At 61.6% G+C, this 24,304-nt stretch carries 25 protein-coding genes; 18 read left to right on the top strand and 7 right to left on the bottom strand.

The genetic code is table 11. From position 1 onward, the window contains the following. Positions 1 to 23: 23 nt before the first annotated feature. The 11 genes from ACYVHT_RS18760 to ACYVHT_RS18710 all read left to right on the top strand — a co-directional run bounded on the left by ACYVHT_RS18760 (position 24) and on the right by ACYVHT_RS18710 (position 9,484). Positions 24 to 1,481, top strand: a complete 1,458-nt coding sequence (locus ACYVHT_RS18760; protein ID WP_460555549.1) for a leucyl aminopeptidase family protein — start codon at positions 24 to 26, stop codon at positions 1,479 to 1,481. Between the two features lie 117 nt (positions 1,482 to 1,598). Further along, a complete protein-coding gene (gene pdxA, locus ACYVHT_RS18755) occupies positions 1,599 to 2,633 on the top strand; it encodes a PdxA family dehydrogenase (protein WP_460555546.1) in 1,035 nt (344 codons plus the stop codon). Between the two features lie 105 nt (positions 2,634 to 2,738). Next, the gene (locus ACYVHT_RS18750; RefSeq protein WP_460555543.1) at positions 2,739 to 3,272 is read left to right on the top strand and encodes a YceD family protein; all 534 of its coding nucleotides are present in this window, start codon (positions 2,739 to 2,741) and stop codon (positions 3,270 to 3,272) included. Between the two features lie 69 nt (positions 3,273 to 3,341). Continuing rightward, positions 3,342 to 3,572 carry a large ribosomal subunit protein bL32 gene (rpmF, locus tag ACYVHT_RS18745; protein WP_460555540.1) on the top strand — a complete coding sequence of 77 codons (231 nt, stop codon included), beginning with the start codon at positions 3,342 to 3,344 and terminating at the stop codon, positions 3,570 to 3,572. 115 nt (positions 3,573 to 3,687) lie between these two features. After that, the gene (plsX, locus tag ACYVHT_RS18740; protein WP_460555537.1) at positions 3,688 to 4,629 is read left to right on the top strand and encodes a phosphate acyltransferase; all 942 of its coding nucleotides are present in this window, start codon (positions 3,688 to 3,690) and stop codon (positions 4,627 to 4,629) included. A 149-nt stretch (positions 4,630 to 4,778) separates the two neighbouring features. Continuing rightward, the gene (locus ACYVHT_RS18735) at positions 4,779 to 5,789 is read left to right on the top strand and encodes a beta-ketoacyl-ACP synthase III (protein WP_460555534.1); all 1,011 of its coding nucleotides are present in this window, start codon (positions 4,779 to 4,781) and stop codon (positions 5,787 to 5,789) included. A 140-nt stretch (positions 5,790 to 5,929) separates the two neighbouring features. Then, positions 5,930 to 6,493, top strand: a complete 564-nt coding sequence (gene efp / locus ACYVHT_RS18730) for an elongation factor P (RefSeq protein WP_460555531.1) — start codon at positions 5,930 to 5,932, stop codon at positions 6,491 to 6,493. 83 nt (positions 6,494 to 6,576) lie between these two features. Next, complete coding sequence (accB, locus tag ACYVHT_RS18725) at positions 6,577 to 7,053, top strand: acetyl-CoA carboxylase biotin carboxyl carrier protein (protein ID WP_460555528.1); 477 nt, start codon at positions 6,577 to 6,579, stop codon at positions 7,051 to 7,053. A 125-nt stretch (positions 7,054 to 7,178) separates the two neighbouring features. After that, positions 7,179 to 8,522, top strand: coding sequence for an acetyl-CoA carboxylase biotin carboxylase subunit (accC, locus tag ACYVHT_RS18720; RefSeq protein WP_460555525.1), 1,344 nt, complete (start codon positions 7,179 to 7,181; stop codon positions 8,520 to 8,522). A gap of 93 nt (positions 8,523 to 8,615) precedes the next feature. Continuing rightward, positions 8,616 to 9,005, top strand: a complete 390-nt coding sequence (locus ACYVHT_RS18715; RefSeq protein WP_460555522.1) for a hypothetical protein — start codon at positions 8,616 to 8,618, stop codon at positions 9,003 to 9,005. An 83-nt stretch (positions 9,006 to 9,088) separates the two neighbouring features. Next, positions 9,089 to 9,484, top strand: coding sequence for a hypothetical protein (locus ACYVHT_RS18710; protein WP_460555519.1), 396 nt, complete (start codon positions 9,089 to 9,091; stop codon positions 9,482 to 9,484). A gap of 20 nt (positions 9,485 to 9,504) precedes the next feature. Here ACYVHT_RS18710 and hutF read toward each other — a convergent pair whose 3' ends face one another. Next, complete coding sequence (gene hutF, locus ACYVHT_RS18705; RefSeq protein WP_460555516.1) at positions 9,505 to 10,821, bottom strand: formimidoylglutamate deiminase; 1,317 nt, start codon at positions 10,819 to 10,821, stop codon at positions 9,505 to 9,507. Positions 10,822 to 10,852: 31 nt separating this feature from the next. Beyond that, the gene (locus tag ACYVHT_RS18700) at positions 10,853 to 11,656 is read right to left on the bottom strand and encodes an N-formylglutamate amidohydrolase (protein WP_460555513.1); all 804 of its coding nucleotides are present in this window, start codon (positions 11,654 to 11,656) and stop codon (positions 10,853 to 10,855) included. 206 nt (positions 11,657 to 11,862) lie between these two features. Between ACYVHT_RS18700 and ACYVHT_RS18695 the strand changes: the two genes are divergently transcribed. Together ACYVHT_RS18695 and ACYVHT_RS18690 are read left to right on the top strand one after the other, a co-directional pair. Further along, on the top strand, positions 11,863 to 13,245 hold the full coding sequence (locus ACYVHT_RS18695) for a dihydrolipoamide acetyltransferase family protein (RefSeq protein ID WP_460555510.1): 1,383 nt from the start codon (positions 11,863 to 11,865) through the stop codon (positions 13,243 to 13,245). Between the two features lie 107 nt (positions 13,246 to 13,352). Continuing rightward, positions 13,353 to 13,550 (top strand): hypothetical protein, encoded by a 198-nt coding sequence (locus tag ACYVHT_RS18690; protein ID WP_208174930.1) that lies wholly within the window; start codon positions 13,353 to 13,355, stop codon positions 13,548 to 13,550. A gap of 15 nt (positions 13,551 to 13,565) precedes the next feature. Here ACYVHT_RS18690 and ACYVHT_RS18685 read toward each other — a convergent pair whose 3' ends face one another. The 3 genes from ACYVHT_RS18685 to ACYVHT_RS18675 all read right to left on the bottom strand — a co-directional run bounded on the left by ACYVHT_RS18685 (position 13,566) and on the right by ACYVHT_RS18675 (position 17,248). Further along, positions 13,566 to 14,024, bottom strand: coding sequence for an RES family NAD+ phosphorylase (locus tag ACYVHT_RS18685; protein WP_460555507.1), 459 nt, complete (start codon positions 14,022 to 14,024; stop codon positions 13,566 to 13,568). A gap of 3 nt (positions 14,025 to 14,027) precedes the next feature. Next, entirely contained in the window at positions 14,028 to 14,456 is a 429-nt protein-coding gene (gene parS, locus ACYVHT_RS18680; RefSeq protein ID WP_460555504.1) for a type II RES/Xre toxin-antitoxin system antitoxin, read from the bottom strand. A gap of 161 nt (positions 14,457 to 14,617) precedes the next feature. Continuing rightward, the gene (locus ACYVHT_RS18675; RefSeq protein WP_460555501.1) at positions 14,618 to 17,248 is read right to left on the bottom strand and encodes a valine--tRNA ligase; all 2,631 of its coding nucleotides are present in this window, start codon (positions 17,246 to 17,248) and stop codon (positions 14,618 to 14,620) included. A 402-nt stretch (positions 17,249 to 17,650) separates the two neighbouring features. Between ACYVHT_RS18675 and ACYVHT_RS18670 the strand changes: the two genes are divergently transcribed. Together ACYVHT_RS18670 and ACYVHT_RS18665 are read left to right on the top strand one after the other, a co-directional pair. Continuing rightward, entirely contained in the window at positions 17,651 to 18,508 is an 858-nt protein-coding gene (locus ACYVHT_RS18670; RefSeq protein ID WP_460555498.1) for a carbon-nitrogen hydrolase family protein, read from the top strand. Positions 18,509 to 18,621: 113 nt separating this feature from the next. Continuing rightward, positions 18,622 to 19,830, top strand: coding sequence for an adenine nucleotide alpha hydrolase family protein (locus tag ACYVHT_RS18665; protein ID WP_460555495.1), 1,209 nt, complete (start codon positions 18,622 to 18,624; stop codon positions 19,828 to 19,830). A 76-nt stretch (positions 19,831 to 19,906) separates the two neighbouring features. On the opposite strand, the gene ACYVHT_RS18660 is transcribed toward ACYVHT_RS18665, so the two are convergent. Next, on the bottom strand, positions 19,907 to 20,257 hold the full coding sequence (locus ACYVHT_RS18660) for a 4Fe-4S dicluster domain-containing protein (protein WP_460555492.1): 351 nt from the start codon (positions 20,255 to 20,257) through the stop codon (positions 19,907 to 19,909). A gap of 202 nt (positions 20,258 to 20,459) precedes the next feature. Between ACYVHT_RS18660 and ACYVHT_RS18655 the strand changes: the two genes are divergently transcribed. The 3 genes from ACYVHT_RS18655 to ACYVHT_RS18645 all read left to right on the top strand — a co-directional run bounded on the left by ACYVHT_RS18655 (position 20,460) and on the right by ACYVHT_RS18645 (position 23,512). Next, positions 20,460 to 21,473 (top strand): aldehyde dehydrogenase family protein, encoded by a 1,014-nt coding sequence (locus tag ACYVHT_RS18655; RefSeq protein ID WP_460555489.1) that lies wholly within the window; start codon positions 20,460 to 20,462, stop codon positions 21,471 to 21,473. Between the two features lie 98 nt (positions 21,474 to 21,571). Beyond that, positions 21,572 to 21,877 (top strand): hypothetical protein, encoded by a 306-nt coding sequence (locus tag ACYVHT_RS18650; protein WP_460555486.1) that lies wholly within the window; start codon positions 21,572 to 21,574, stop codon positions 21,875 to 21,877. A 156-nt stretch (positions 21,878 to 22,033) separates the two neighbouring features. Continuing rightward, on the top strand, positions 22,034 to 23,512 hold the full coding sequence (locus ACYVHT_RS18645; protein WP_460555483.1) for an APC family permease: 1,479 nt from the start codon (positions 22,034 to 22,036) through the stop codon (positions 23,510 to 23,512). A gap of 79 nt (positions 23,513 to 23,591) precedes the next feature. Here the strand turns inward: ACYVHT_RS18645 and ACYVHT_RS18640 are convergent, their stop codons facing one another. Next, a complete protein-coding gene (locus ACYVHT_RS18640; protein ID WP_460555480.1) occupies positions 23,592 to 24,302 on the bottom strand; it encodes a peptidase associated/transthyretin-like domain-containing protein in 711 nt (236 codons plus the stop codon). Positions 24,303 to 24,304: the final 2 nt, after the last annotated feature.

Below are 24,304 nucleotides of genomic sequence, written 5' to 3'. Positions count from 1 at the left end.
ATCTACGGCCTTCATCCCCGCTCATGTCTTTAGCTCTTGCTCACGCGGCCGCCGCGCCGGCCCAGTCCACGCAGGTGTTCATCCTGCCCCACGGCACCACGGCCCTCTCCGATGCCACTGCCGGCGACCTCACGCCCGCCGCCCGGCACTACGTCGAAACCGCCCTGGCCGACGACCAGAAGCTCGTGCACCTCAACCACTTCAGCCACCACCACTACTTCGTGGTGCTGGCCGACAAGCCCACCGCCGCCCAGGTGGCCGAGCAGCTGCGCCGCGCCGGCCACACCCTGCACGGCCTGCTGAAAGCTGAAAAAACGGAGGAGGTTTTCATTCAGAATGAGAGCGCCACGCCCAACGCCGCCCTGCTCCTGACCGAAGGCCTGGCCCTGAGCGCCTACCAGTTCGAAGGCTACAAGACCGATGAAAAATCGCGCAAAGCGGCCTCGCTCGCCCGCGTTTACATGGTAGGCAAGGGCGCCACGGTGGCCGAAATCACCGCGCTCGAAGGCGTGCTGGCAGGCGTATTCCTGGCCCGCGACCTCGTCAATGCCCCGCTCAACAAGCTGAACGCCGTGCAGTTTGCCGAGCGCATGGCCGAAGCCGGCGACCAGGCCGGCTACACCACCGACATCCTCGACCTGGCCAGAATCGAAGCCCTGCGCATGGGCGGCCTGCTCGCCGTCAACCTCGGCTCGCCCGAGCCGCCCACGTTCAGCATCCTCGAATACAAGCCCGAAGGCGCGCAGAACGAAAAGCCCTACGTGCTGGTGGGCAAGGGCGTAGTGTTCGACACCGGCGGCCTCAGCCTCAAGCCCACGCCCAACAGCATGGACATGATGAAGTGCGACATGGCCGGCGGCGCGGCCGTGGCCGGCACCCTCTTCGCCCTGGCCAAAAACAACGTGCCGCTGCACGTCATCGGCCTCGTGCCCGCCACCGACAACCGGCCCGGCGGCCTCGCCTTCGCTCCCGGCGACGTCCTCACCATGCACAGCGGCCTCACCGTCGAAGTAAAAAACACCGATGCCGAAGGCCGTCTGCTCCTCGCCGATGCCCTCAGCTTCGCCAAAAAATACGACCCCGCGCTGGTCATCGACCTGGCCACCCTCACCGGCGCGGCCGTGCGCGCCCTCGGCACCGAAGCCAGCGCCTCGATGGGCACTGCGGAGCCTGCAACCCTGCAACAGCTCAGCGAAGCCGGCTACGCCGTGCACGAGCGGCTGGTAGAATTTCCGCTCTGGGACGAGTACGCCGACCACATCAAGTCCGACATCGCCGACCTCAATAACCTCGGCAAAGGCGAAGCCGGTCACATCTCGGCCGGCAAGTTTCTGGAGCGCTTCGCCGTCGGCTACCCCTGGATTCACCTCGACATTGCCGGCCCGGCCTTCCTGACCGCGCCGGAAAGCTACCGCGGCAAAGGCGGCACCGGCACCGGCGTGCGCCTGCTGTATGAGTTCCTGACCAAGCAACTCGCTTAAAAATCGTTGTCATGCTGACGGAGGAAGCATCTTATCACGGCTGCTTTCGTCGGAATTATTCACCCTTGTAGCGCGAACGTGGTAAGGTCCTTCGCTGTGCTCAGGATGACAGAAACAATGCCCCACAACCTCCCCCGCCTCGGCTTCTCCGTGGGCGACCTCGCCGGCATCGGCCCCGAAGTCATTTACAAAACGCTGCTTGATGAGCGGCTGCTGAAAATCTGCACGCCGGTCGTGTATGGCACGGCCACCGCGCTGTTCGACGACTTCCCCACGCCCGCCGATGCCGAGCACCTCACCTTCCGCCAGCTGCGCGACGCGGCCGACATTGCCCCCGGCCGCCTCAACGCCGTGACCTGCTGGGACGAGGACTTTGCCCTCGCCCCCGGCCAGCCCAGCGCCGCCACCGGCGCGGCCGCCCGCGAAAGCCTGCTCTGCGCCAGCCGCGACCTCAAGGCTGGCAAGCTCGACGGCATCGTGACGGCCCCCATCAGCAAGGACAACACCCAGGCCGACAACTTCCGCTACCCCGGCCACACCGAGTTTCTCACCAGCTTTTTCGAAGCCCCCGAGAGCCTCATGTTTCTGGTGGATGAGGATGCCGGCCTGCGCATTGCCACCGTCACCGGCCACGTGCCGCTGAAAGACGTGCCCAGCCGCCTCACGCCGGAGCTGCTGCGCACCAAAATCACGCTCCTGCTCAAGTCGCTGAAAAACGATTTCGGCATTCTGAAGCCGCGCATTGCCGTGCTCGGCCTCAACCCCCACGCCGGCGAAAACGGCCTGCTGGGCAGCGAAGAAGGCGACCTGGTGTCGCCCGTCATTCAGCAGTTCGTGCAGGACGGGCACCTGGTACTGGGCCCCTTCCCGGCCGATGGCTACTTCGGCACCCAGCAGTTCCGGCAGTTCGACGCCACCCTGGCGCTCTACCACGACCAGGGCCTGATTCCCTTCAAGCTCATGGCCTTTGAGCGCGGCGTGAACTTCACGGCGGGCCTGCCGGTGGTGCGCACCTCGCCCGACCACGGCACCGCCTATGGCATTGCCGGGCAGTACCGGGCCGATGAATCTTCTTTCCGGGCAGCGGTTTACCTGGCTTGCGACATCTGGAAACAGCGCTGGGAAAATGCCCAGCCGCGCTCGGCCCGCTAGTGGCTAAACCAATGATTTGAGGGCCTTCCCGCGGAGAAAGTTGGCCGCTTTTTTTGGCAAAAAGCCGGAAATTCACTACTTTTGCCCCCTGCTATCCAGCCGACCGTGAAAAAAGAAAGCAAATACGACATCAACCTGGCCAAACTGGCGCTGAAAACGCACCACTTTGAGTTCGAGTTGGGTCCCGACTTTTTCGCCCTCTTCGACCAGTCGTTGGTGGAACAAGGCCAGCTGCACGCCGACGTAGAGCTCATCAAAACCGAGCGGTTGCTGACCCTTAACTTTCACATTACCGGCACCGTGCGCCTGATTTGCGACCGCAGCCTCGACGAATTCGACCAGCCGCTCGACATTCACGAGCAGCTGCTGGTGCGCTTCGGCGACGAGAACAAGGAGCTGGACGACAACGTGCTGCAAATCACGCCCGAAACCCAGAGCCTGCCGCTGGCGCAGCACCTCTACGACTACATCGGCCTGGCCCTGCCGATGAAGAAGCTGCACCCGCGCTTCCAGAATGAGGACGATGAGAACCCCGATGCCCCCACCAAGCTCATCTTCAGCACCCGTCCCGCCGACGAGGGCCCCGATGACGACGAGCCGGCTGACCCCCGCTGGGCCGCGCTCCGCAACCTGAATTAATCCGTCAGCGCCCCGAGTCGCTCCCCTACTCCGAACTCATAACTTCAAAACTCAAAATTTCCCCATACCATGGCTCATCCTAAGCGCCGCACTTCTTCCGCCGTTCGCGACAAGCGTCGTACCCACTACAAGCTGACTCCTAAAGCGGTGACGCTGTGCCCCAACACGGGCGAGCTGCACCTGCGCCACAAAGCCTACGTAGTAGACGGCGACCTGTACCACAACGGCCAGCTGGCCATCAAAAACTACACGAAAGTGAGCGCTGCGCCCGCTGCTGATGCAGCCGGTGACGACGAATAGCGCGTCAGGTTGTTACTTCGCGGTACCACACGGTCCGGCTTCGCTCCTTTTTTAAGCCAGCGGGGCCGGACTTGTGGTTCCTACCCTCTCTCCTGACTTCCCAAACACCTCGTTCATGAAAATAGCCCTCGACGCAATGGGCGGCGATTTCGCCCCCCAAGCCGCCGTGGCGGGTGCCCTGTTAGCCGCTGAACAACTGGCAGGCAAGGCCACCATCGTCCTCATTGGCCAGGAAGACGCCGTGCGCCCCTTGTTGCAAGCCGCCGGCCCCGCTGGCACGGCCCTCGAATTTGTCCACGCGTCGCAGGTTATCGACATGGGCGAACACCCCGCCAAAGCCTTCCAGCAAAAGCAGGATTCCAGCATTGCCGTGGGCTACAAGATGCTGCTGACCGGCGAGGTCGACGCGTTTTGCTCGGCCGGCAACACCGGCGCCATGCTGGTGGGCGCCATGTTCACGGTGAAAGCCGTGCCCGGTGTGATGCGCCCGGCCATTGCCAACTTTCTGCCGAAGCTGGGCAGCGACTTCGGCATTCTGCTCGATGTGGGTGCCAACGCCGAGTGCAAGCCCGAGATGCTGGAGCAGTTTGGCGAGTTGGGCTCGCTGTATGCGCAGTACGTGCTGGGCATTGCCAAGCCCCAGGTGGGCTTGATGAACATTGGCGAGGAAGAGGGCAAGGGCACGCCCATCATTCAGGAAGCTCACCAGCGCCTGAAAACGAATCCACACATCAACTTCGTGGGCAACATTGAGGGGCGCGACCTCTTCAATAGCAAAGCCGACGTGATTGTGTGCGACGGCTTCACGGGCAACGTCATCCTGAAAATGGCCGAATCCATTTATGATGTGATGGAGGAAAAGGCCATTCACGACCCTTTTTTCGACAAGTTCAACTACGAGGCGGTAGGCGGCTCGCCCATTCTGGGCATCAACGACAACGCCATCATCGGGCACGGCCGCAGCACGCCGCGCGCCATTGGCAACATGCTGGTGCAAGGCTACAACATGGCCGATTCCGGCATTGTTGACCAGATTAAGGCTACTTTTAAGTCGTAACCGCTGCGCGCGGCGGCGGAAAATCTCCGGCTCCGGCCGGATTTTTTTTAGCTGCTGCCCGCTCATTTTCCGGTGCCTGCGATGCCCTATTTTGGGTCATTTGCGGCGCTAATTCCCATTTATCGGCTGCCCCGCCTACTTTTGCCCGTATGAAGATTACTGCTGCCATCACCGGCGTGGGTGCTTACGTGCCCGACTACGTACTGACTAATGCCGAGCTTGAAAAGCTAGTAGACACCACCGATGAGTGGATTATGGCCCGAACCGGTATCCGGGAGCGGCGCATTTTGAAGGGAGAAGACCAGGGCTCGTCCGTCATGGGCATCAAAGCGGTGCAGCGCCTGCTGGATAAAACCGGCACCGACCCCAGGGATATTGAGCTGCTCATCTGCGCCACCGTAACGCCCGATATGCTGTTTCCGGCCACTGGCAACATCATTTCCAACGGCGTAGGTGCCATCAATGCCTTCAGCTACGACATGAATGCGGCCTGCTCCAGCTTCCTGTATGCGCTGGCCACGGGCGCGCAGTTCATTCAGGCCGGCACGTATAAGAAGGTTGTCATCGTGGGGGCCGACAAGATGTCGGCCATCGTGGACTATACCGACCGCGCCAACTGCATTCTCTTCGGCGACGGCGCCGCCGCCGTGCTGCTCGAACCCAGCACCGACGGCTTTGGCGTGCTGGACATGGTGCTGCGCACCGACGGCAGCGGCGAGCCGTATCTGCACCAGAAAGCCGGGGGCAGCCGCCGCCCGCCCACGCACGAAACCATCGACCGCAAGGAGCACTACATTTACCAGGAAGGCGCCACGGTGTTCAAGTTTGCCGTGAAGAGCATGGCCGACGTAGCCGCCCAGGTGATGGAGCGCAACCACCTCAACAACGACGACGTGGCCTGGCTGGTGCCTCACCAGGCCAACAAGCGCATCATCGACGCCACCGCCAACCGCATGGGCGTAGGCCCGGAAAAGGTGATGCTGAACATTGACCGCTACGGCAACACCACCAGCGCCACCATCCCGCTGTGCCTGGCCGACTACGAAGGCCAGCTGCGCCGCGGCGACAACCTCGTGCTGGCCGCCTTCGGCGGCGGCTTCACCTGGGGCTCCATCTACCTGAAATGGGCCTACGACGGCGCCAAGGCAGTTAAGAGTTAAGAGTTATAAGTTAAACACTGGCTTGCTCTTAGCTTTGTTGTCCGTACCATTCCCCTCGTTTCCATAACCCACCCAAATCAAAAGCCTTGAGTCTGGAGCGCAACCTCTTAGCTCATCCCTTTTAACACTTAACTGATTCCATGGCATCAACCGCCGACTTCCGCAACGGCCTCGTTCTCAACTACAACAACGAGCTGCACGTCATCACCGAGTTTCAGCACGTGAAGCCGGGCAAAGGCCCCGCCTTTGTGCGGACCAAGCTGCGCAACATCAAAACCGGCCGCACCATCGACAACACCTTCAACGCCGGGGTGAAGGTGGAGACGGCCCGCGTGGAGCAGCGCCCGCACCAGTTCCTGTTTAAGGACGACTACGGCTACACCTTCATGAACAAGGACGACTTTGAGCAGGTGGTACTGCCCGAAGCCATGGTGCCCTTCGCCGACCTGATGAAGGAAGGCCAGGACGTTACCATCCTCTTCCACGCCGAAACCGAGCAGCCCCTCACCGCCGAGCTGCCCACCACCGTGGACCTCGTGGTGACCTACACCGAGCCTGGCCTGCGCGGCGATACCGCTACCAACACGCTGAAGCCCGCCACGGTAGAAACCGGTGCCCGCATCCAGGTGCCGCTGTTCATTGACGTGGATACCAAAATCCGCATCAAAACCAGCGACTACAGCTACGTCGAGCGCGTAAAGTAGCCTTTAAGCCGTTAGTTAACAGCTGATAGCGCGCAACCAACTGCTTATTAAAGATGTCAAACTCGCCCAAAAAGGACGCTTCCATGAAAGCCAAAGAACTCCAGGAGCTGCTCGATTTTATCGCTAAATCGGGTTTGAATAAGGTCAACATTGAAACCGAGGAATTCAAAATCTCGGTGCAGCGCGACCCCAATACCAAAACCGTGTACAGCGCCGCGGCGGCTACCGCGCCGGCAGCCGTACCGGTAGCCGCCGCTCCTGCCGCCGCGCCAACGGCTGCTCCCGCTGCCGCCCCTGCTGCCGCCGCCGAACCTTCGGCCGCAAGCCACAAGGCGCTGAAGGCGCCGATGATTGGCACGTTCTACCGCAGCAGCGGGCCCGATGCGCCGGCTTTCGTGCAGGTGGGCGACATGGTGGAGAAAGGCCAGGTTATCTGCATCATCGAGGCCATGAAGCTGTTCAATGAGATTGAAGCCGAAGAAAGCGGCCGCATCGTGAAGGCGCTGGTGGAGAATGCCACGCCGGTGGAATACGACCAGCCGCTGTTTTTGATTGAGTAGTCAATTGGTTCCTCCGTAGGGGCGGGGCTTGCCCCCGCCCGTCGTTGCACAAGGCCGTTTGGGCGGCGCGAACGACGGGCGGGGGCAAGCCCCGCCCCTACTGAACTTTTACCCCATCCCACCCCATGTTCAAGAAAATACTCATCGCCAACCGGGGCGAAATTGCGCTGCGCATTATCCGTACCTGTAAGGAAATGGGCATCAAAACGGTGGCCGTGTACTCGACTGCCGACAAGGAAAGCCTGCACGTGAAGTTTGCCGATGAGGCCGTGTGCATCGGGCCGCCGGCCTCGAAGGACAGCTACCTGAGCATGCCCAACCTGATTGCGGCCTGCGAGATTACCAACGCCGACGCCATTCACCCCGGCTACGGCTTCCTGAGCGAAAACGCGGAATTCTCGCGCATCTGCGCCGAAAACGGCATCAAGTTCATCGGGGCTTCGCCCGAGATGATTAACCAGATGGGCGACAAGGCCACGGCCAAAGACACCATGAAAAAAGCCGGCGTGCCCTGCGTGCCCGGCTCCGATGGCCTGCTCGACTCGGTGGAGCAGGGCAAGAAAATTGCCGCCAAAATCAAATATCCCGTCATTCTGAAGGCCACGGCCGGCGGCGGCGGGCGCGGCATGCGCGTCATCAACTCGGAAGACGAATTCCAGAAAGCCTGGGACGATGCCCGCACGGAGTCGAAAGCGGCGTTCGGCAACGACGGCATGTACCTGGAAAAGTTTGTGGAGGAACCCCGCCACATCGAAATTCAGATTGTGGGCGACCAGTTCGGGCACGTTTGCCACTTGTCGGAGCGCGACTGCTCCATTCAGCGCCGCCACCAGAAGCTGGTGGAAGAGTCGCCCTCGCCGTTTATGACCGACTCGCTGCGCGAGAAAATGGGCGCGGCGGCCATCAAAGGCGCCAGCAGCATTGGCTACGAGGGCGTGGGCACCATTGAGTTTCTGGTGGATAAAAACCGCGACTTCTACTTCATGGAGATGAACACCCGCATTCAGGTGGAGCACCCCGTGACGGAAGAAGTGGTGGCCTACGACCTCATCAAAGAGCAGATTAAGGTGGCGGCGGGCATCCCGATTTCGGGCAAAAACTACCTGCCCCAGCTACACGCCATGGAGTGCCGCATCAACGCCGAGGACCCGCGCCACGGCTTCCGCCCCACCCCCGGCAAGATTACCACGCTGCACATTCCCGGCGGCCACGGCGTGCGCGTCGATACGCACGTGTACGCGGGCTACACCATTCCGCCGAACTACGACTCGATGATTGCCAAGCTCATCACCGTGGCCCAGACCCGCGAGGAGTGCATCGTGAAAATGAAGCGCGCCCTGAGCGAGTTTGTGGTGGAAGGCGTGAAAACGACCATTCCCTTCCACCTGGCCCTGATGGACAACGAGGATTTCAAAGCCGGCAATTTCACCACGAAATTCCTGGAGACGTTTGATTTCTCGGTGGTGTAGTTACCCTTTCCTTACAAAACGCCTGACTGAATTTAGTCGGGCGTTTTTGTTTCTACACGTTTCGGACCTGTAACCATTCCTGTAATTTCAATCGTGGCCGTACTGCAACCTTTCTCGTTTCGCTTATCAGCAGCCGGGGGCCTGCTGGCTTCCGTTGCCGTAGCTGCTATGCTCACCTCCTGCTCCGAACCCTGCAACGGCAACATCGAAACCACGGTGCTTTTTGCCAAGCCGGGGCCGAAAGGCGTGGGCCGCGCCACCTACGTAGACGTGCTGAACAAGCCCGGGCTGGGCATCAAAAAAACGCTGATGTACGAGGGCAAGGAGTTCGGCACCTTCGAGCACGTTGTCATCATCAACGACCCGGAAAGCCGGTTTGCGAAGAATAAGAAAATCTGCTTCACCACCTATCGCACCGAGGCAGTGGCCACGGGCGGCGACCTGAATGAGGAAGGCATTCCGCAAATAATGGTCGAGAAATAGCCGGCTGATTTTGGTCGGTTTTGCAACGCCACAACGGGGCTGGGACTCTTACACAGAGCTCCCAGCCCTTTTTATTCGCGGCAATGCTCACTCGTTTATTTATCGCCTGCCTGCTGTTGCCAGCCGCTCGCCTTCGGGCGCAGGATGCTCCGCCGCCACGCACGGTGCGCGATACGGCCTATGCCCTGCACAACCTGTTTCGGGAACGCCGCTTCAACGCTGGCCGGGCCGTGGGGTATGGCACGGCCGGCCTGGCGGGCACCGGCTTCGAGCTGGCGCACGGGCAAACAGGGATTTCTATTGGCATAGGGCTGGCCAGCATGGTGCCCACGGTATTCGGCTTCCGCAATTACTGGCGCTATGGCACCGACCGGGAAGCCAACGCCGTGCAGCACTACGAGAATGGCTGGCCGCTGCCCGCCGTCTTTCGGCGGCAGCTGAAGCCCCGGCACTTCAAGCCCCTGCCCGTACCGCCGTAGCGGCTGTCGAATCGGCCTGACTACTGCGCTATTGGTGCGCCTGCCCGGTAGGCCCACTGCCCATCTACCAGTGTGCCGAGAATAGCCGAAGAGTCAGCGGTATAGACGATGGCCGGCAGCAGATGCGGCGTGCCGGCCTGAGCCAGCAATGGCTGGCTCAGGTTGTACACCACGGCATCGAGGGGCTGGCCGAGGGCAAAATAATTGGTGAGGGTGCGGCCGGCGGCGCGGTGCCCGGCAAAGAAGGTTTTATCGACCAGCACCGAAGCGCCATCGGCGAAGATGTTGCGGCGGCGGTGAATGAGGCGCTGGCCGTAGTCGAGCCAGCGCAGGTCCTCCAGGGGGTTGAGGCTGATGTGGCTGTCGGTGCCGATGGACCAATTTCCTCCCGCTTCGGCGTAATCGACCAGGGAAAAAATGCCGTCGCCGAGGTTGCCTTCGGTGCCGGGGCAAAGCACCACGTTGGCCCCGGACCTGGCCAGGCGGGCAGTTTCGTCGGAGGTGAGGTGGGTACAGTGCACCAAGTGGAACCGCTCGCTGAGGGGCAGGTTATCGAGCAGCCATTCTACGGGCCGGGCGCCGAGGTGGGCCTGGCAGCGCTCCACTTCCAGGGTTTGCTCGGCGGCGTGAAGGTGAAAGGGCAGGTCCGCCGGGCCCTGGGCGTGGGTGGCCAGCACGTCGGCCGCTTCCACGGCGCGGAGCGAATGCACGCCAAAACCCAGCTGGGCGCGCTCGTAGTGCGCCGTGGCCCGCCGGCTGGCGTCCAGCAGCCGGAGGTAGTCATCCAGCGTGGGTGAGATGAAGCGCCGCTGGCGCGGCTGCGGCTCGCGGCCGAAGTCGCCTTTCTGGTAGAACACGGGCACCAGCGTGATTTTGATGCCGGCCGTGCGGGCGGCGGCCACCAGGCGCTCACCCATCTCGGCCAGGTTGGCGTAGGGGCGGCCGGTGGGGTCGTGGTGCAGGTAGTGGAACTCGACCACCGACGTGTAGCCGTTGCGCAGCAGATGGCGGTACAGGGTGGTGGCCACCTGCTCGTTTTGCTCGGGGCTGAAGGTTTCGGCGCAGGCGTACATGGCTTCGCGCCAGCTCCAGAAATCGTCGCGCGTGCCTACGGCGTGCTGCTCGGCCTGGCCCGCCATGCCGTATTGGAACGCGTGCGAATGGGCATTCTGAAACCCGGGCAGCGCTGCGCCTTCTACCGTTTTCACGGTAATGTCGGTGCCGGCAGGCGGTTCCTGCGCGAGGTATTCAATCCTGCCCCGCGCATCGACGCCAACGTAGGCCGGGCTGAGCCAGCCGTCTTTCAGGAGCAGGGAAGAGAAAACGAAATAGGTCATGGCGGGCGGGAACGGTCGGAATTTTACTGGTTTAGACAGCACGAAGCGACTGGCCCAGCGTGAGCAGGGTTTGGCGCAGAACGGTGCGGATTTGATTGGCCCGAGCCGAGTCATACCCTTGCTCCGCGTCGTCCATGTACACGTCTTTCGACATTTCCAGCTGGAGCGCATGCTGCCGCGCAGCCGGCCGGCCGAAGTGCCGGGTGATGTAGCCGCCCTTGAACGGCGTGTTGTGGCTGAGCGCATACGGCCCGCGGCCAAGCTCGTGCAGGGCCTGGCCAATCAGCCCCGCCGAGGCCGAGGTATGGTCGGCGCTGCCCAGAATCAGGTCCGGAAACGGCCCGGCGTGGATGGCCGGCACCAGGCGCCGGATGGAATGGCAGTCCCACAGCAGCACCTGCCCGAAACGGGCTTTGGTATCGTCCAGCAGCTGCTGCAGGGCTTCGTGGTAGGGCTCAAAATAACGTGCTTTGCGGCGGGCAACTTCGGCGGGAGCCACTTCGGTGCGCTCGTCGGCATAAATTGGCTCGCCCAGAAAAGTGGTGGTGGTGCACAGGCCGGTCAGCACCCGGCCATCGTTGTAGAGGGGCGTGCTGTCGGGGTTGCGGTTCAGGTCGACCACCCAGCGGCTGTAGTTGGCTTTCAGCAGGGGAATGCCCAGCTCGGTGGCAAAGTCGTAGAGCTGATGCACAAACCAGTCGGTATCATCGGGCGGTAGCAGGCTGGCTTTCAATGCGGGCCGAATGTCATCGGGAAACGCGGTGCCGGCATGGGGCACGCTGATGACGATGGGAAGTAGCTGCGTGGCCGGCTGGGTAATCTCAAAAAGCTGCATGGCAGGACTGGGGCCGTGGTTAACGAAGTGCCGAATGGTGGAGGTTTGGCGTGTAAAAGTAGTGCCTCAGGTTCCAGCCTTGCTGTTGTGCCCGGGCCGCGCAAAATATCCCTTTGCATGGCACTGCGGGGCGTTGGGCTTTTGGGCTACCTTTGCGGCACCAAACTCCCACCCACCCTTAATTACCCCAAATCCCCCTCCTACATATGGCACGAGTGGAAATGACGATGCCCAAGATGGGCGAAAGCATCATGGAAGGCACCGTCCTGAAATGGCTCAAGCAAGTTGGCGACACCATTGAGCAGGACGAATCGGTGCTGGAAGTAGCCACCGACAAAGTTGACACCGAAGTGCCCGCCATCTACGCGGGGGTGCTGCAGGAAATTCTGGTGCAGGAAGGCCAGGTGGTGGCCGTGGGCGCGCCCATTGCCATCATGGAAACCGATGCGGCTGGTGCAGGTGCTACCGCGCCGGCCAGTGCCCCGGCCGCGCCGCAGGCCGCCCCTGCTCCTTCCAGCAACGGCAGCGCCGTGCCCTACGTGCCCGAAGCCACCGCCCCCGCCGCCGCTCCCGTGGCCGGGGCCGAGCACCAGCCCGGCCGTTTCCTCTCGCCGCTCGTGCTCAGCATTGCCCGCGAAGAAGGCGTGAGCATGACCGACCTCGAATACCTGCCCGGCACCGGCAAGGAAAACCGCGTGACCAAAAAAGACATTCTGGATTACGTAGCCGCCGGCAAGCCCGCGCTGGGTCCGAAAGCAGCGGCTCCGGCCCCCGCCGCGCCGCAGGTTGCCGCGCCGCAGGCGGCCCCCGCCGAAACCCCGGCTCCCAAAGCCCCGGCCCCGCAAGCCTCGGCCAGCAAACCCGCCCCCAGCGTGAGCGGCGGCCAGGAGCTGATTGAGATGGACCGCATGCGCAAGATGATTGCGCAGCGCATGGTGGACTCGAAGCGGATTTCGCCGCACGTTACCAGCTTCGTGGAGGCCGACGTGACGGACATCGTGAACTGGCGCAACAAGCACAAAGACGCCTACAAGAAGCGCGAGGGCGAAAACCTCACCTTCACGCCCATTTTCATTCAGGCGGTGGCCCGCGCCATTCAGGATTTCCCGATGATTAACGTTTCCATCGACGGCGACTACATCATCAAGAAGCGCGACATCAACATCGGCGTGGCCGTGGCCCTGCCCAGCGGCAACCTGATTGTGCCCGTCATCCACAACGCCGACCAGCTCAACCTCAACGGCCTGACCAAGAAGGTGAACGACCTGGCCAACCGGGCCCGCATCAACAAGCTCACCCCCGCCGACCTCGAAGGCGGCACCTACACGCTGAGCAACGTGGGCTCGTTCGGCAACGTGATGGGCACGCCCATCATCATGCAGCCGCAGGTGGCCATTCTGGCCGTGGGCGCCATCAAGAAGAAGCCGGCCGTGATTGAGACGCCGCAGGGCGACCTCATCGGCATCCGCCACTTCATGTTCCTGAGCCACAGCTACGACCACCGCGTAGTGGACGGCTCGCTCGGCGGCATGTTCGTGCGCCGGGTGGCCGATTACCTGGAGCAGTTCGACCCGAACACGGCGATTTAACGAAGCCCTTCTGTCATCCTGAGGGCACCGAAGGACCTTATCACGCTAGAACCCTCTAACGTGATAAGGTCCTTCGGTGCCCTCAGGATGACACTTTTTAACAACTCATGAAGAACATCGTTTTCCTCGGCGCACTGGTGTTGGCGCTGGGCCTCATCGGCTACCTGTATCAGCAATTGTCGGCCACTGAAAAAGCCTTGCAGCTATCGGAGCAGCGCTTTGCCGATTGCCAGAAAGTTACCTTTCAGCTGCAAAACCAGTTAGCTCCCCTGCAGAAAAAACAGCCCGGCGGCATCCCGCAATAAGCCTTCAGGCCGCCGCTATTTCTTCAGTCGCTCGTCGAAATGAAACGGCTGCGCATCCAGCAGCCGCACCCGCATGAACTCGGGGTGGGCGGGGTTCAGCAGCAGGTTTCGCTCCTGCGGCACCACCACCGAGGGCACCTGCAGGGCCAGGCTGCGGCCCGACTGCAGCCACGCGTGGCCAATGGTGGCCGTGGGCTGCGGCATGGATAGCCGCTGCCAATCAGCGGGCAAGTCCTCCGGCGTGAGGGCTTCGCGGCTCACATCATCGGGCACTTCCAGCGTCATGAGGTACATGTCGGCGGGGAGGTCTTCCACGGGCAGATGCACCAGTGTTTCGAGCAGGGCAATGGCCCGCTGCTCGGCGGTGTAGAGCAGGGCCAGGCCGGGCAGGTTCCAGCGGCCGCCGTAGAGGTAGGCGCCGTAGCCGCTCAGGTCGAAGCGCCGGGTGGCGCGGGCAAGCCGGAATACTTCCATCGGCTACCCAAAAACGCCGTGCTCGATGCGCCCCAGAATGTCGCGCAGCATCCGGATTCCCACGGTAGAATTAATCAGCTCGACCGGCTTGCGGCTGCCCAGCGCCGGAATGGACGACTCCATCCAGTGCCGGAATTTTTCTTCCCCGAATAGCTCGAAGCCCTCCGCATACAGCGTGGCCAGCTGCACCAGGCGGTCGGTGGCATCGGCCTTGAGGCGCTGGGCGGGCGTGTAGCGCTGCAGGGTGCGCACCGACAAATCGACGGCCGCCGCCAGCACCGGCAGCGGCAGGTGCGAGCGCCGGGCCAGGTGGTCGAGGGCTTTGCGCTGGAGGCCGCGCTGAATCACATCGACCAATTGTAAGTCGCTGGCAATGGGCTCGCCCACCACGGAGGGGCCGCCCAACACGTCTACGAATGCATACGGTACCATACGAGTGGGTTTTGAGGTTGGAGAGAAGAAAGCAGCGCTGTGCGCCACTTGTCGTAAATATAACGACAAGTGGCGCACAATAGATTTTCCGGCTTATTGACTCGAAAGCAAAAAGCCACTTCCCGGGGCGGAAAGTGGCTTTTTGAGAGCAGAAATAATTTCTACAATCCTTTCAATGCCTGCTCCAGCGCAGCAATTTTCGTTTCCGCATCGGCCAGTTTCTGGCGCTCTTTCTCCAGCACTTCGGGCTTGGCGTTCTGGGCAAACTTTTCGTTGCCGAGCTTTTTCAGCACCGAGTCGCGGAAACCCTGGGCGTATTCCAGCTCCTTTTCGAGGCGGGCCCGCTCGGCGGCCATATCAATGTGGCCTTCGAGCGGGATGAAAAATTCGCTGCCGCCCAGCACGAAGCTCACCGAGGCGGCGGGGCCAGCATCGGCAAACGTAATTTCTGAAATGCTGCCCAGCTTGCGGATGATGCCCTGGTAGTCGGTCAGCAGCTGCGGCTCATCGGTTTTGGCCACCAGCGTCAGGGGCTTGTTGGGGCCGAGGTTTTTCTGGTTGCGCACGGCGCGGATGCCGGCCACGATGGCCAGCGCCTTGTCCATGTCGGCCAGGGTTTCGGCGCTGTTGGCGGGGGCGGTGGCGCGGGGCCAGGGGGCCACGGTCACGTAGTCGCGGGGGCCGCGCTCGGCCAGCTCGTGCCACAGCTCTTCGGTGATGAAGGGCATGAAGGGGTGCAGCAGCTTGAGCAGCGTTTCGAGATAGGCCGTGGTGTGGCGCAGCGTTTCGGCATCGACGGGATGCTGGTAGGCGGGCTTCACCATTTCCAGGTACTGCGCGCAGAAGTCGTCCCAGGTCAGCTTGTAGATGGTCATCAGCGCATCCGACATCCGGAACTTCTCGAAATGGTCGTCCATCTCGACAATAGCGGCTTGCAGGCGGGCGTTGAACCACTCTACAGGTTTGGCATTGACGAAGGGCAATGAGGCATCGGGCTCCCAGCCTTTCACGAGGCGGAAAGCGTTCCACAGCTTGTTGCTGAAGTTGCGGCCCTGCTCCACCAGCTTCACGTCGTAGAGCAGGTCGTTGCCGGCCGGGGCCGAGAACAGCATGCCGGTCCGCACTCCATCGGCGCCGTACTGGGCGATGAGGTCGAGCGGGTCGGGCGAGTTGCCGAGCTGCTTGCTCATCTTGCGGCCCTGCACGTCGCGCACAATGCCGGTGAGGTACACGTTTTTGAACGGCACTTCGTGGCGGTACTCGATGCCGGCCATAATCATGCGGGCCACCCAGAAAAACAGAATGTCCGGGCCCGTCACCAGGTCGTTGGTGGGGTAGAAATAATTGATGTCGGCGTTGTCCGGGTCCTTAAAGCCGTCGAACACCGAAATCGGCCACAGCCACGACGAAAACCAGGTATCGAGCACGTCCTCGTCCTGGCGCAGGTCGCTGGCTTGCAGGTCGGCGTTGCCGCTCTGGGCGCGGGCTTTCTCCAGCGCGTCCTCGGCGGTGAGGGCTACCACGAAGGTGCCATCGGGCAGGTAATAGGCCGGAATCTGCTGGCCCCACCAGAGCTGGCGCGAGATGCACCAGTCGTGCACGTTCTCCATCCAAGCCCGGTACATGTTCTTGAACTTGGGCGGGTGCAGCTTGATGGTGTCGTTTTCCACTACCTCCAGCGCGGGCTTGGCGAGGTGTTCCATCTTCAGGAACCACTGCAGGCTGAGCTTGGGCTCAATCACGGCCTTGGTGCGCTCCGAGGTCTGCACGATGCTGGCGTATTCCTCCACCTTCTGGAGCAGGCCGGCTTCCTGCAGGTCCTTGGCAATCTGCTTGCGCACGGCAAACCGGTCCTGGCCCACGTAGAGCACGGCCTTCTCGTTCAGCGTGCCGTTGTCGGCCAGGATGTCGATAACGGGCAGGTTGTGCTTCACGCCCAGCTCGTAGTCGTTCAGGTCGTGGGCGGGGGTTACTTTCAGCGCGCCCGTGCCGAAATCCATCGACACGTACTCGTCAAAAATCACCGGAATCTCGCGGCCCAGCAGCGGAATGCGCACCTTCTGGCCGGCCAGGTGGGCAAAGCGCGGGTCGTTGGGGTTCACGGCCACGGCCACGTCGGCCATAATGGTTTCGGGCCGCGACGTAGCCACGGTCAGGAACTGGCCCTCCTGCCCTACCACGGCGTAGTTCAGGTAATACATTTTGGCCTGCACGTCCTTAGCAATCACCTCCTCATCGGAGATGGCCGTGCGGCCTTCCGGGTCCCAGTTCACCATGCGTACGCCCCGGTAAATCAGGCCCTTGTTATACAAATCGACGAACACGCGGAGCACCGCTTCGGTCAAATCGGGCTCCATGGTGAAGCGCGTGCGGTCCCAGTCGCACGAGGCGCCGAGCTGCTTGAGCTGCTCCAGGATAATGCCGCCGTACTTGTCCTTCCACTCAAACGCGTGGGCCAGAAACTGCTCGCGGGTAAGGTCGGTTTTGGCGATGCCCTGCTCCTTCAGCAGGGCCACTACCTTGGCTTCGGTGGCGATGCTGGCGTGGTCGGTGCCGGGCACCCAGCAGGCTTCCTTGCCCTGCATGCGGGCGCGGCGCACCAGCACGTCCTGAATGGTATTGTTGAGCATGTGCCCCATGTGGAGCACGCCCGTCACGTTCGGCGGCGGAATGACAACGGTGTAGGGCGTCTTCTTGGGGTTGGCTTTGGCTTTGAAAAAGCCCTGCTCCTGCCAACGCTGGTACCATTTGGCTTCAACGTCGGTGGGCGAATAGGTGGTGGCGAGGGACATGGGGCGAAATAGAGAAAGCAGAAAAGGCAAAAATAGGCAATAGAAAAACGGGGCCGTCGGCATCGGTGCCTCAAAAACCGCACGAGCTGGTTAAACAGCCCTCCGGCCGTAGCTGAAAAAAAAATGCGCAGTAGCTACCGAAACAGGAAGAATTTTCAGTCCTTGCGGTTCACCATTAATTCATCTTGACTCTCAGGACAATAGTAAGCCGCGCTTTTAATGCTGATTTAATATCGTGCTCCATCCTGCTTTTTACCTTTGCTTGCCGACCATAAATGACCCATTGGGTTTAATTCGGCCGTTGTATCTTCCGAGTGTTTAGTTATAATCTATATTCTTCATTCGATGGCTAAGCTCTTCAATTTTCGAAAATCGGCGCCTGCGGCGCCCCCACTGCCTGCAGTGCCGCCCCCCATTGGCACCCTTCGGGTGGGCCTGGGCCAGCTGCTGGTAGAAGGGGGCGAGCCTGCCCGCAACCTGGCCCGCGCGGTAGCGCAAATTGCCCAGGCCGCCGCGCAGGGGTGCGAATTGGTGCTGTTGCCGGAAACCCTCGACTTTGCCTGGACGCACCCCAGCGCCCTCTACGAAGCCCAGCCCATTCCCGGTCCGTTCAGCGACGTGCTGTGCCAGGCTGCTGTGGAGCACGGCCTGTACGTATGCGCCGGCCTCACGGAGCGGGCCGCCGACGGCCGCAACTACAACGCCGCCATTCTCATCAACCCACAGGGCGAAATCATCGTCAAGTATCACAAGATTAACCTATTGGCCGTGGAGCAGCCATTCTACGCCGTGGGCCAGACGCTGAACGTGGTGGATACGCCGCTGGGCAAAATCGGGGTGAACGTGTGCGCCGACAATTACCTCGACGGCCTGTCCATCGGCCACACGCTGGCGCGCATGGGCGCCGAGTTCATCATCGCGCCGGCTTCCTGGACGGTCGATTACTCCATCACCGAGGAGCACGACCCGTACCAGGAGAAGTGGGTGAAGCCATTTTCCATTCTGGCCAAGCTCTACAACGTGGTGGTTATCAGCACCACATCGGTGGGCTACATTGTGGGCGGGCCCTACGAGGGCAAAAAAAGCGTAGGCTGCTCCCTGGCCATCGATGCCAACGGCATTCAGGCACAGGGCGCTTTCAACGAGTTTGCCGGCGAGCTGGTGGTGGCCGACCTGAAGCGCCCGCACCGCCCCGAGCGCGGCACCGACATCGGCCTGATGCTGCAGCGCAAAGGCTACCAATTCGACCAAATACTCTGATTCTTACGTAAGCGACTCCGGGCCATCATCTTCCCTGGTCGCACACCCGCTTTGCTCTTCCATCAAATGCCCACCCATCGGTCCATTTTGAAGCCCCTCACCCCCTCCTGCTTTTGCTTACTCAATTACATCCCGATGAAGCCTTGATTTCCGACCAAGCGGCTTCGGAATACCAACGCTGCACCCGCTGCGTGATGGATACCACCGCGCAAGGCATCACGTTCGACACCGACGGCACCTGCTCTTTTTGCGAAGTGCACGACCGCATGGAAAAAGCGTTTCCGCTCGGTGAGCAAGGCCGCCGCACCGTGGCGCGCCTGGCCGATGAGATGCGGCGCGCCGGGCGCAACCGCCCCTACGACTGCGTGGTGGGCCTGAGCGGTGGCCGCGACAGCACCTACACCCTCTGGTACTGCGTCACGCAGCTGAAGCTGCGCCCGCTGGCCGTGCATTTCAACGACGGCTTTGGCAATCCCGTGGCCGGCGAAAACATGGTGCGTACCTGCCAGCGCCTGGGCGTGGAGCTGCGCACCATTACTTCGGACTGGCGCGAGTCGAAAGACCTCAAAATTGCCTTTCTGAAAGCCTCCGTGCCCGACATGGAGGAAGGCACCGACCTGGGCATTGCGACGGCACTGTATGGCGTAGCGGCCAAGGAAAACGTTCAGCACGTGGTGATTGGGCAGTCGTTCCGCACCGAAGGCATTGCGCCGCTGAGCTGGAATTTTCTGGACGGCCGCTACCTGAAGGCGGTGCACAAGCAGTTCGGCACGGTGCCATTGCGCCGTTGGCAGCCTACCGACCCGGGCTTCAACCTGGGCATCAAGGAAATGATTTACTACGCTTTTATCCGGCGTATCAAAACCGTAACGCTGCTCTACCACCTCGACTATGTGCGGAGCGAAGTAGATGAGCTGCTGGTAAGCGAGCTGGCCTGGAAAAATCCCGGCGCGCATTATTTCGACGACCTCTACCAGAGCGTTATCTATTACCTCAACCGCATCAAGTTCAACATCGACCGGCGGCTGTTCAACTACTCGGCCCTGGTGCGCTCGGGCCAGATGAGCCGGGAATACGCCTTGGAACGCATCTCGCACATCAACCCCATCGAGGACGAGGCCGTGATTCAGCTCTGCATCAAGCGGCTGGGCCTGACGCGGGCCGAGTTTGAGGCCATTGTGAGCGCGCCGCCCAAAACCTTCCACGACTACCCCAACAGCTACTCATTCCTGCGCCTCATGAAGTTGCCCATCAAGCTCATGAGCCAGTTCAATCTGATTCCGGAATCGGCTTATGACAAGTTCTTTAACTGCGGCACCTGAGCCCGATTCTTCTCAATCGAAAAGGGCCGCCTCCATGACTGGAGGCGGCCCTTTTTAGTTGTTGATAGCCCTTGGGCTAAGCAGCCAGGTGCAGCCACTCCTTCTTTTCGAGGAGGCGCTCGCGCGATTCGCGGTGGTCGGGGTCGTCCACGCAGCAGTCGACGGGGCATACGGCGGCGCACTGCGGCTCTTCGTGAAAGCCCACGCACTCGGTGCACTTATCGGATACGATGTAATAATATTCGTCCGAAACCGGGGTGTGAGGAGCCGTGCCCGACTCCGTGGTGCCGGCCGGCGTCACCACTTCCTTGAGGCTGGTGCCATCGGCCCAGCGCCACTGGGCGCCGCCTTCGTAAATGGCGTTGTTGGGGCATTCCGGCTCGCAGGCACCACAGTTGATGCACTCGTCGGTTATCATGATGGCCATAGGGCGTCGGGAGAAGAAATTCGGGGTGAAGGGAGAAACTAAAGGGTAAGCAGCGGACTTTACGTAAAACGCCGGGTCTGCGCCGTTCTTTGGCGCTACAAAATTAACCAACAACGGCCGGGTTCGCACGGTTTCGACCAATTTTGCCGGGTAATCTTCCGGCGCCGCGCCACTGCCGGCGCGCCAGCCGGCCTTTTTTCGCATGAATCATTCCGAACGACTTGCCGCTTTTGTGGCCCTGGGCCACCGCCTTGCTACCCTCACCGACGATGAAACTGCGGCCCTGGCCGCCCGCGCCCGCAACCAGAACGGCTGGTTCGACAAGCCCAACGTGGCGGCGGCCCTGCGCGGCATTGCCCACCTGCTGGCCGAGGAGCCGCTGCGCCATTGGGCCGCCCGCTACCCGCCCGAGCCCACCACCGTGCGCCAGATTGGCGTGGTGATGGCCGGCAACATTCCCATGGTGGGCTTCCACGACCTGCTGTGCGTGCTGCTGAGCGGCCACGTGCTGCTGGCCAAGCTCAGCGCCGACGACACGGCCCTCATGCTGTGGCTGATGGAGGAATTGACCCGACTGGAACCGCGCTTTACCGATTATATCAAGGTGCTGCCGCGTCTGAATGCGGCCGACGCCTTCATCGCCACCGGCTCGGACAACACGGCGCGGTATTTCGAATTTTATTTCGGCAAGCGGCCTCACCTCATCCGGCGCAACCGCACCAGCGTGGCCGTGCTCACGGGCCAGGAAACCAGCTCCGAGCTGGCCTTGCTGGGGCCGGACATTTTTCAGTACTACGGGCTGGGCTGCCGCAACGTGAGCAAGATTTTTGTGCCCGAAGGCTACGATTTCGTGCCGCTGCTCGACGCCCTGCAGGTGGGTGCGGGCGTCATCAACCACCACAAATACAACAACAACTACGACTACAACAAGAGCATTATGCTGGTGAATGCCGTGCCGCACTACGATACCGGCTTCCTGCTGTTCACGCGCAGCGCGGCGCTGGTGTCGCCCATTTCGGTGGTGCACTACGGCGAGTACAGCAGCGAGATTGACCTCGTGGACCAGCTTACCGACGTGGCGGCCCAAACGCAGTGCGTGGTGTCGGCCGGGGCGCGGTTTGCGGGCAGCGTGCCGTTTGGCCGGGCCCAGTCGCCCGATGTGGACGAGTACGCCGACCGGGTGGACACGATGGAGTTTCTGGCCCAGCTGCCGTAGAAATTCATCAAAAACCTAGACTGACGGGATTAATTTATCGTTTGCAAGGCAGAAGCCACCCGTTTTTTTCTCCCGCTTACCCACCTCCTTTTTTCGCCATGTCCTTCATTCCTGTTGCCGCCTCCATCGAAATTGTTGAGAAAGAAGATATTGCCACCCTCCATTTTGACCACGACGATGTGCTGCCCACTCCGGAAGCCCGCCAGCGCCGCCGTGCCGATGCCGACCGCGCCGTGACCCTCGGCAATGCCTACCACGGCAAGCTCGACATCTATTTCAAAACGGCCGATGGCGCCACCAAGCGCATGGCCACCACCGTCTGGGCCGCCGATGCCGAGCATCTGACGCTCAAATCCGGTGCGTCGCTCCCCTTGCGGGCCGTGCTGGGGTTCGACTTTTATTAAGCCCGCAGGCGGATGTTCCTTCGAATGAGGGGAGCCGGCAGTTGATTGCAGCGCTTTCATTGGCCCCGCCGGGGCGGTGCCCGGCTCCGGAGCACCGCCCCGGCGGGGCCAAATCACTATCTTGCCCGCTTCAACGCACCGCTCACCCATTCCGGCATGACCGAACCACTAGCTGACCAGCCGCACTTTAAGCGCGCCATCAATCTTTTCGATGCCATTATGCTGGTCACGGGCAGCATGATTGGCTCCGGCATCTTCATTGTGTCGGCCAATATTGCCCGGCAGGTGGGCAGCGCAGGCTGGCTGTTGGTGGTATGGCTGCTCACGGGCGTCATCACCATGGCAGGGGCCATCAGCTACGGCGAGCTGGCCAGCATGTTTCCCAAAGTAGGCGGGCAATACGTGTACCTGCGCGAGGCTTTCGGCCGCCTCACCGCTTTTTTGTATGGCTGGACGCTGTTTCTCGTCATTCAGACCGGCGTCATTGCGGCCGTGGCCGTGGCGTTTGCCAAGTTCACGGGCGTGCTGCAGCCGTGGTTCAGCGTGAAGCATGTATTGTTTGAAACCAGCATTTTCGGCTGGGATTTCACCTTCTCTTCGGTGCAGCTGCTGGCCATCCTGCTCATCATCGGCATCACCGCGCTCAACGCGCAAGGAGTGCGCACCGGCAAGGTCATTCAGAACGTGCTGGGCAGCACCAAGCTCATTGCCCTGGCCCTGCTCATCATCTTTGGCGTGGCCCTGGGCATCAACCACGAAGCCATTGCAGCCAATTTTCACGACCTGTGGACGGCCACCCGCTCCCCTGCTCCCGGCGAAAGTGGGCTGCCGCTGCCCATCAGCGGCGGCTCGCTGCTCATTGCCATTGGCATGGCCATGTCGGGCTCGCTGTTTTCGTCCGACTCCTGGAACAACATTGGCTTCGCGGGCGAAGAAATTCAGAACCCCGAGCGCACGCTGGTGCGCAGCATGGCCATTGGCACGGCCATCGTGACGGTGCTCTACATCCTCATCAACGTTGTTTACCTGCTGGTATTGCCCCTGCACGGCTCGCCCGAAGCAGCTACGCTGGCTGGCCGTGGCATCCAGTACGCAACCGACGACCGGGTGGCCACGGCCGTTGCCGAGTCGGTACTCGGCAAAACCGGGGCCTACGTTATGGCCGTCCTCATCATGCTCAGCACGTTTGGGGCAAATAATGGCATCATCCTGAGCGGAGCCCGGGCCTACTTTGCCATGGCAAAGGACGGCTTATTTTTCCCTGGCCTCGCCCGGCTGAACGGAGCCGGTGTGCCTTCCCGCGCCTTGTGGGCGCAGTGCCTGTGGGCCAGCCTGCTCTGCCTGAGCGGCTCCTACGGCCAGCTGCTCGACTATGTGATGTTTGCCGTCATTCTATTTTACGTGGTCACCATCATTGGCATTTTCGTGTTGCGCCGCACCCGGCCCGATGCGCCCCGGCCCTACCGGGCCTGGGGCTATCCGGTGCTGCCGGGCCTCTACGTGGTGCTGGCCAGCGCGTTTTGCCTCATCCTGCTCATTGCCCCCGATACGGCCGAGTTCTCGCGCCGGGGACTGGGCCTGGTGGCGCTGGGCCTGCCGGTGTACTTCCTGTTTGGCCGGCGGTTTCAGGCATAATTAGCCTACTGCGTCAAATAAAAAGGGCCTCCCTGATTGGGAGGCCCTTTTTATTTGACGCAGTAGCAGCTCGCAGCCGTTAGCGACGACGCTTGCCGGTTTTGGCGCGGGGAGTCAGGGTCACGTTCACGGGCTGGTTGCCGCGGGTGCGCATCACTTCATCGTCGTAGCCACCATAGCCGTAAATCAGGGTGTTGTCGGTGCCAGCCGGCACTTCCAGCGAGTAGTTGCCATTGGCATCGGTGCTGGTGCCTTTGCTGCTGCCTTTCAGCAGCACGGTGGCCCCTACCAGGGGGCGGCCATTCTCGTCCTCAATCTTACCGGTCATGGTCACGTTGGCAGGAGCGGCTTCGGCGGCGGGGGCAGCAGCGGGGGCCGCCTCGGGCGCGGCGGCCGGTGCGGGGGCGGCAGCTACTTCAGGCGTGGTGGCCGCTATGCCCGCTACGGCCTGCGAAGCGCCCGCTGTTGGCACCGTTTTCTTGGGGGTTTTCGGGCTGCGCTGCTCATCAGTGCTCTGGGCATCCGTTTCTTTTGCTTCGTCGGAGGGGCTGGCCGCCGGCACGGAAGCCACCACGGCGGCATCGTCGAGCATGAACGTAGGCGTAACCGATGCCAGCCCGCTGCCATTGCCTTTGGGCAAGGCCACATAGCCAATAACCAGCGCTACGATAAGACCCACCAGTATGTAGGTCAGTCGGTTATTGCCACCGGAAAGAACGTCCTCGTCCTGGGCATCCAGATTAGGGTCGTACTGCTCGGCTTCGATTTTGGGTAAATTTTCTGATTTCATAT

Source organism: Hymenobacter daeguensis (genome assembly GCF_054780555.1).
Note: the sequence above shows the minus strand (reverse complement) of the source record. Positions and strands in the feature narration are given on the sequence as shown.

Coding starts and splice junctions, on each gene's coding strand:
- ACYVHT_RS18760 (WP_460555549.1), top strand. CDS start 24: ATGTCTTTAGCTCTTGCTCACGCGGCCGCCGCGCCGGCCCAGTCCACG.
- pdxA (WP_460555546.1), top strand. CDS start 1,599: ATGCCCCACAACCTCCCCCGCCTCGGCTTCTCCGTGGGCGACCTCGCC.
- rpmF (WP_460555540.1), top strand. CDS start 3,342: ATGGCTCATCCTAAGCGCCGCACTTCTTCCGCCGTTCGCGACAAGCGT.
- plsX (WP_460555537.1), top strand. CDS start 3,688: ATGAAAATAGCCCTCGACGCAATGGGCGGCGATTTCGCCCCCCAAGCC.
- ACYVHT_RS18735 (WP_460555534.1), top strand. CDS start 4,779: ATGAAGATTACTGCTGCCATCACCGGCGTGGGTGCTTACGTGCCCGAC.
- efp (WP_460555531.1), top strand. CDS start 5,930: ATGGCATCAACCGCCGACTTCCGCAACGGCCTCGTTCTCAACTACAAC.
- accB (WP_460555528.1), top strand. CDS start 6,577: ATGAAAGCCAAAGAACTCCAGGAGCTGCTCGATTTTATCGCTAAATCG.
- accC (WP_460555525.1), top strand. CDS start 7,179: ATGTTCAAGAAAATACTCATCGCCAACCGGGGCGAAATTGCGCTGCGC.
- ACYVHT_RS18710 (WP_460555519.1), top strand. CDS start 9,089: ATGCTCACTCGTTTATTTATCGCCTGCCTGCTGTTGCCAGCCGCTCGC.
- hutF (WP_460555516.1), bottom strand. CDS start 10,821: ATGACCTATTTCGTTTTCTCTTCCCTGCTCCTGAAAGACGGCTGGCTC.
- ACYVHT_RS18700 (WP_460555513.1), bottom strand. CDS start 11,656: ATGCAGCTTTTTGAGATTACCCAGCCGGCCACGCAGCTACTTCCCATC.
- ACYVHT_RS18695 (WP_460555510.1), top strand. CDS start 11,863: ATGGCACGAGTGGAAATGACGATGCCCAAGATGGGCGAAAGCATCATG.
- ACYVHT_RS18690 (WP_208174930.1), top strand. CDS start 13,353: ATGAAGAACATCGTTTTCCTCGGCGCACTGGTGTTGGCGCTGGGCCTC.
- ACYVHT_RS18685 (WP_460555507.1), bottom strand. CDS start 14,024: ATGGAAGTATTCCGGCTTGCCCGCGCCACCCGGCGCTTCGACCTGAGC.
- parS (WP_460555504.1), bottom strand. CDS start 14,456: ATGGTACCGTATGCATTCGTAGACGTGTTGGGCGGCCCCTCCGTGGTG.
- ACYVHT_RS18675 (WP_460555501.1), bottom strand. CDS start 17,248: ATGTCCCTCGCCACCACCTATTCGCCCACCGACGTTGAAGCCAAATGG.
- ACYVHT_RS18660 (WP_460555492.1), bottom strand. CDS start 20,257: ATGGCCATCATGATAACCGACGAGTGCATCAACTGTGGTGCCTGCGAG.
- ACYVHT_RS18655 (WP_460555489.1), top strand. CDS start 20,460: ATGAATCATTCCGAACGACTTGCCGCTTTTGTGGCCCTGGGCCACCGC.
- ACYVHT_RS18650 (WP_460555486.1), top strand. CDS start 21,572: ATGTCCTTCATTCCTGTTGCCGCCTCCATCGAAATTGTTGAGAAAGAA.
- ACYVHT_RS18645 (WP_460555483.1), top strand. CDS start 22,034: ATGACCGAACCACTAGCTGACCAGCCGCACTTTAAGCGCGCCATCAAT.
- ACYVHT_RS18640 (WP_460555480.1), bottom strand. CDS start 24,302: ATGAAATCAGAAAATTTACCCAAAATCGAAGCCGAGCAGTACGACCCT.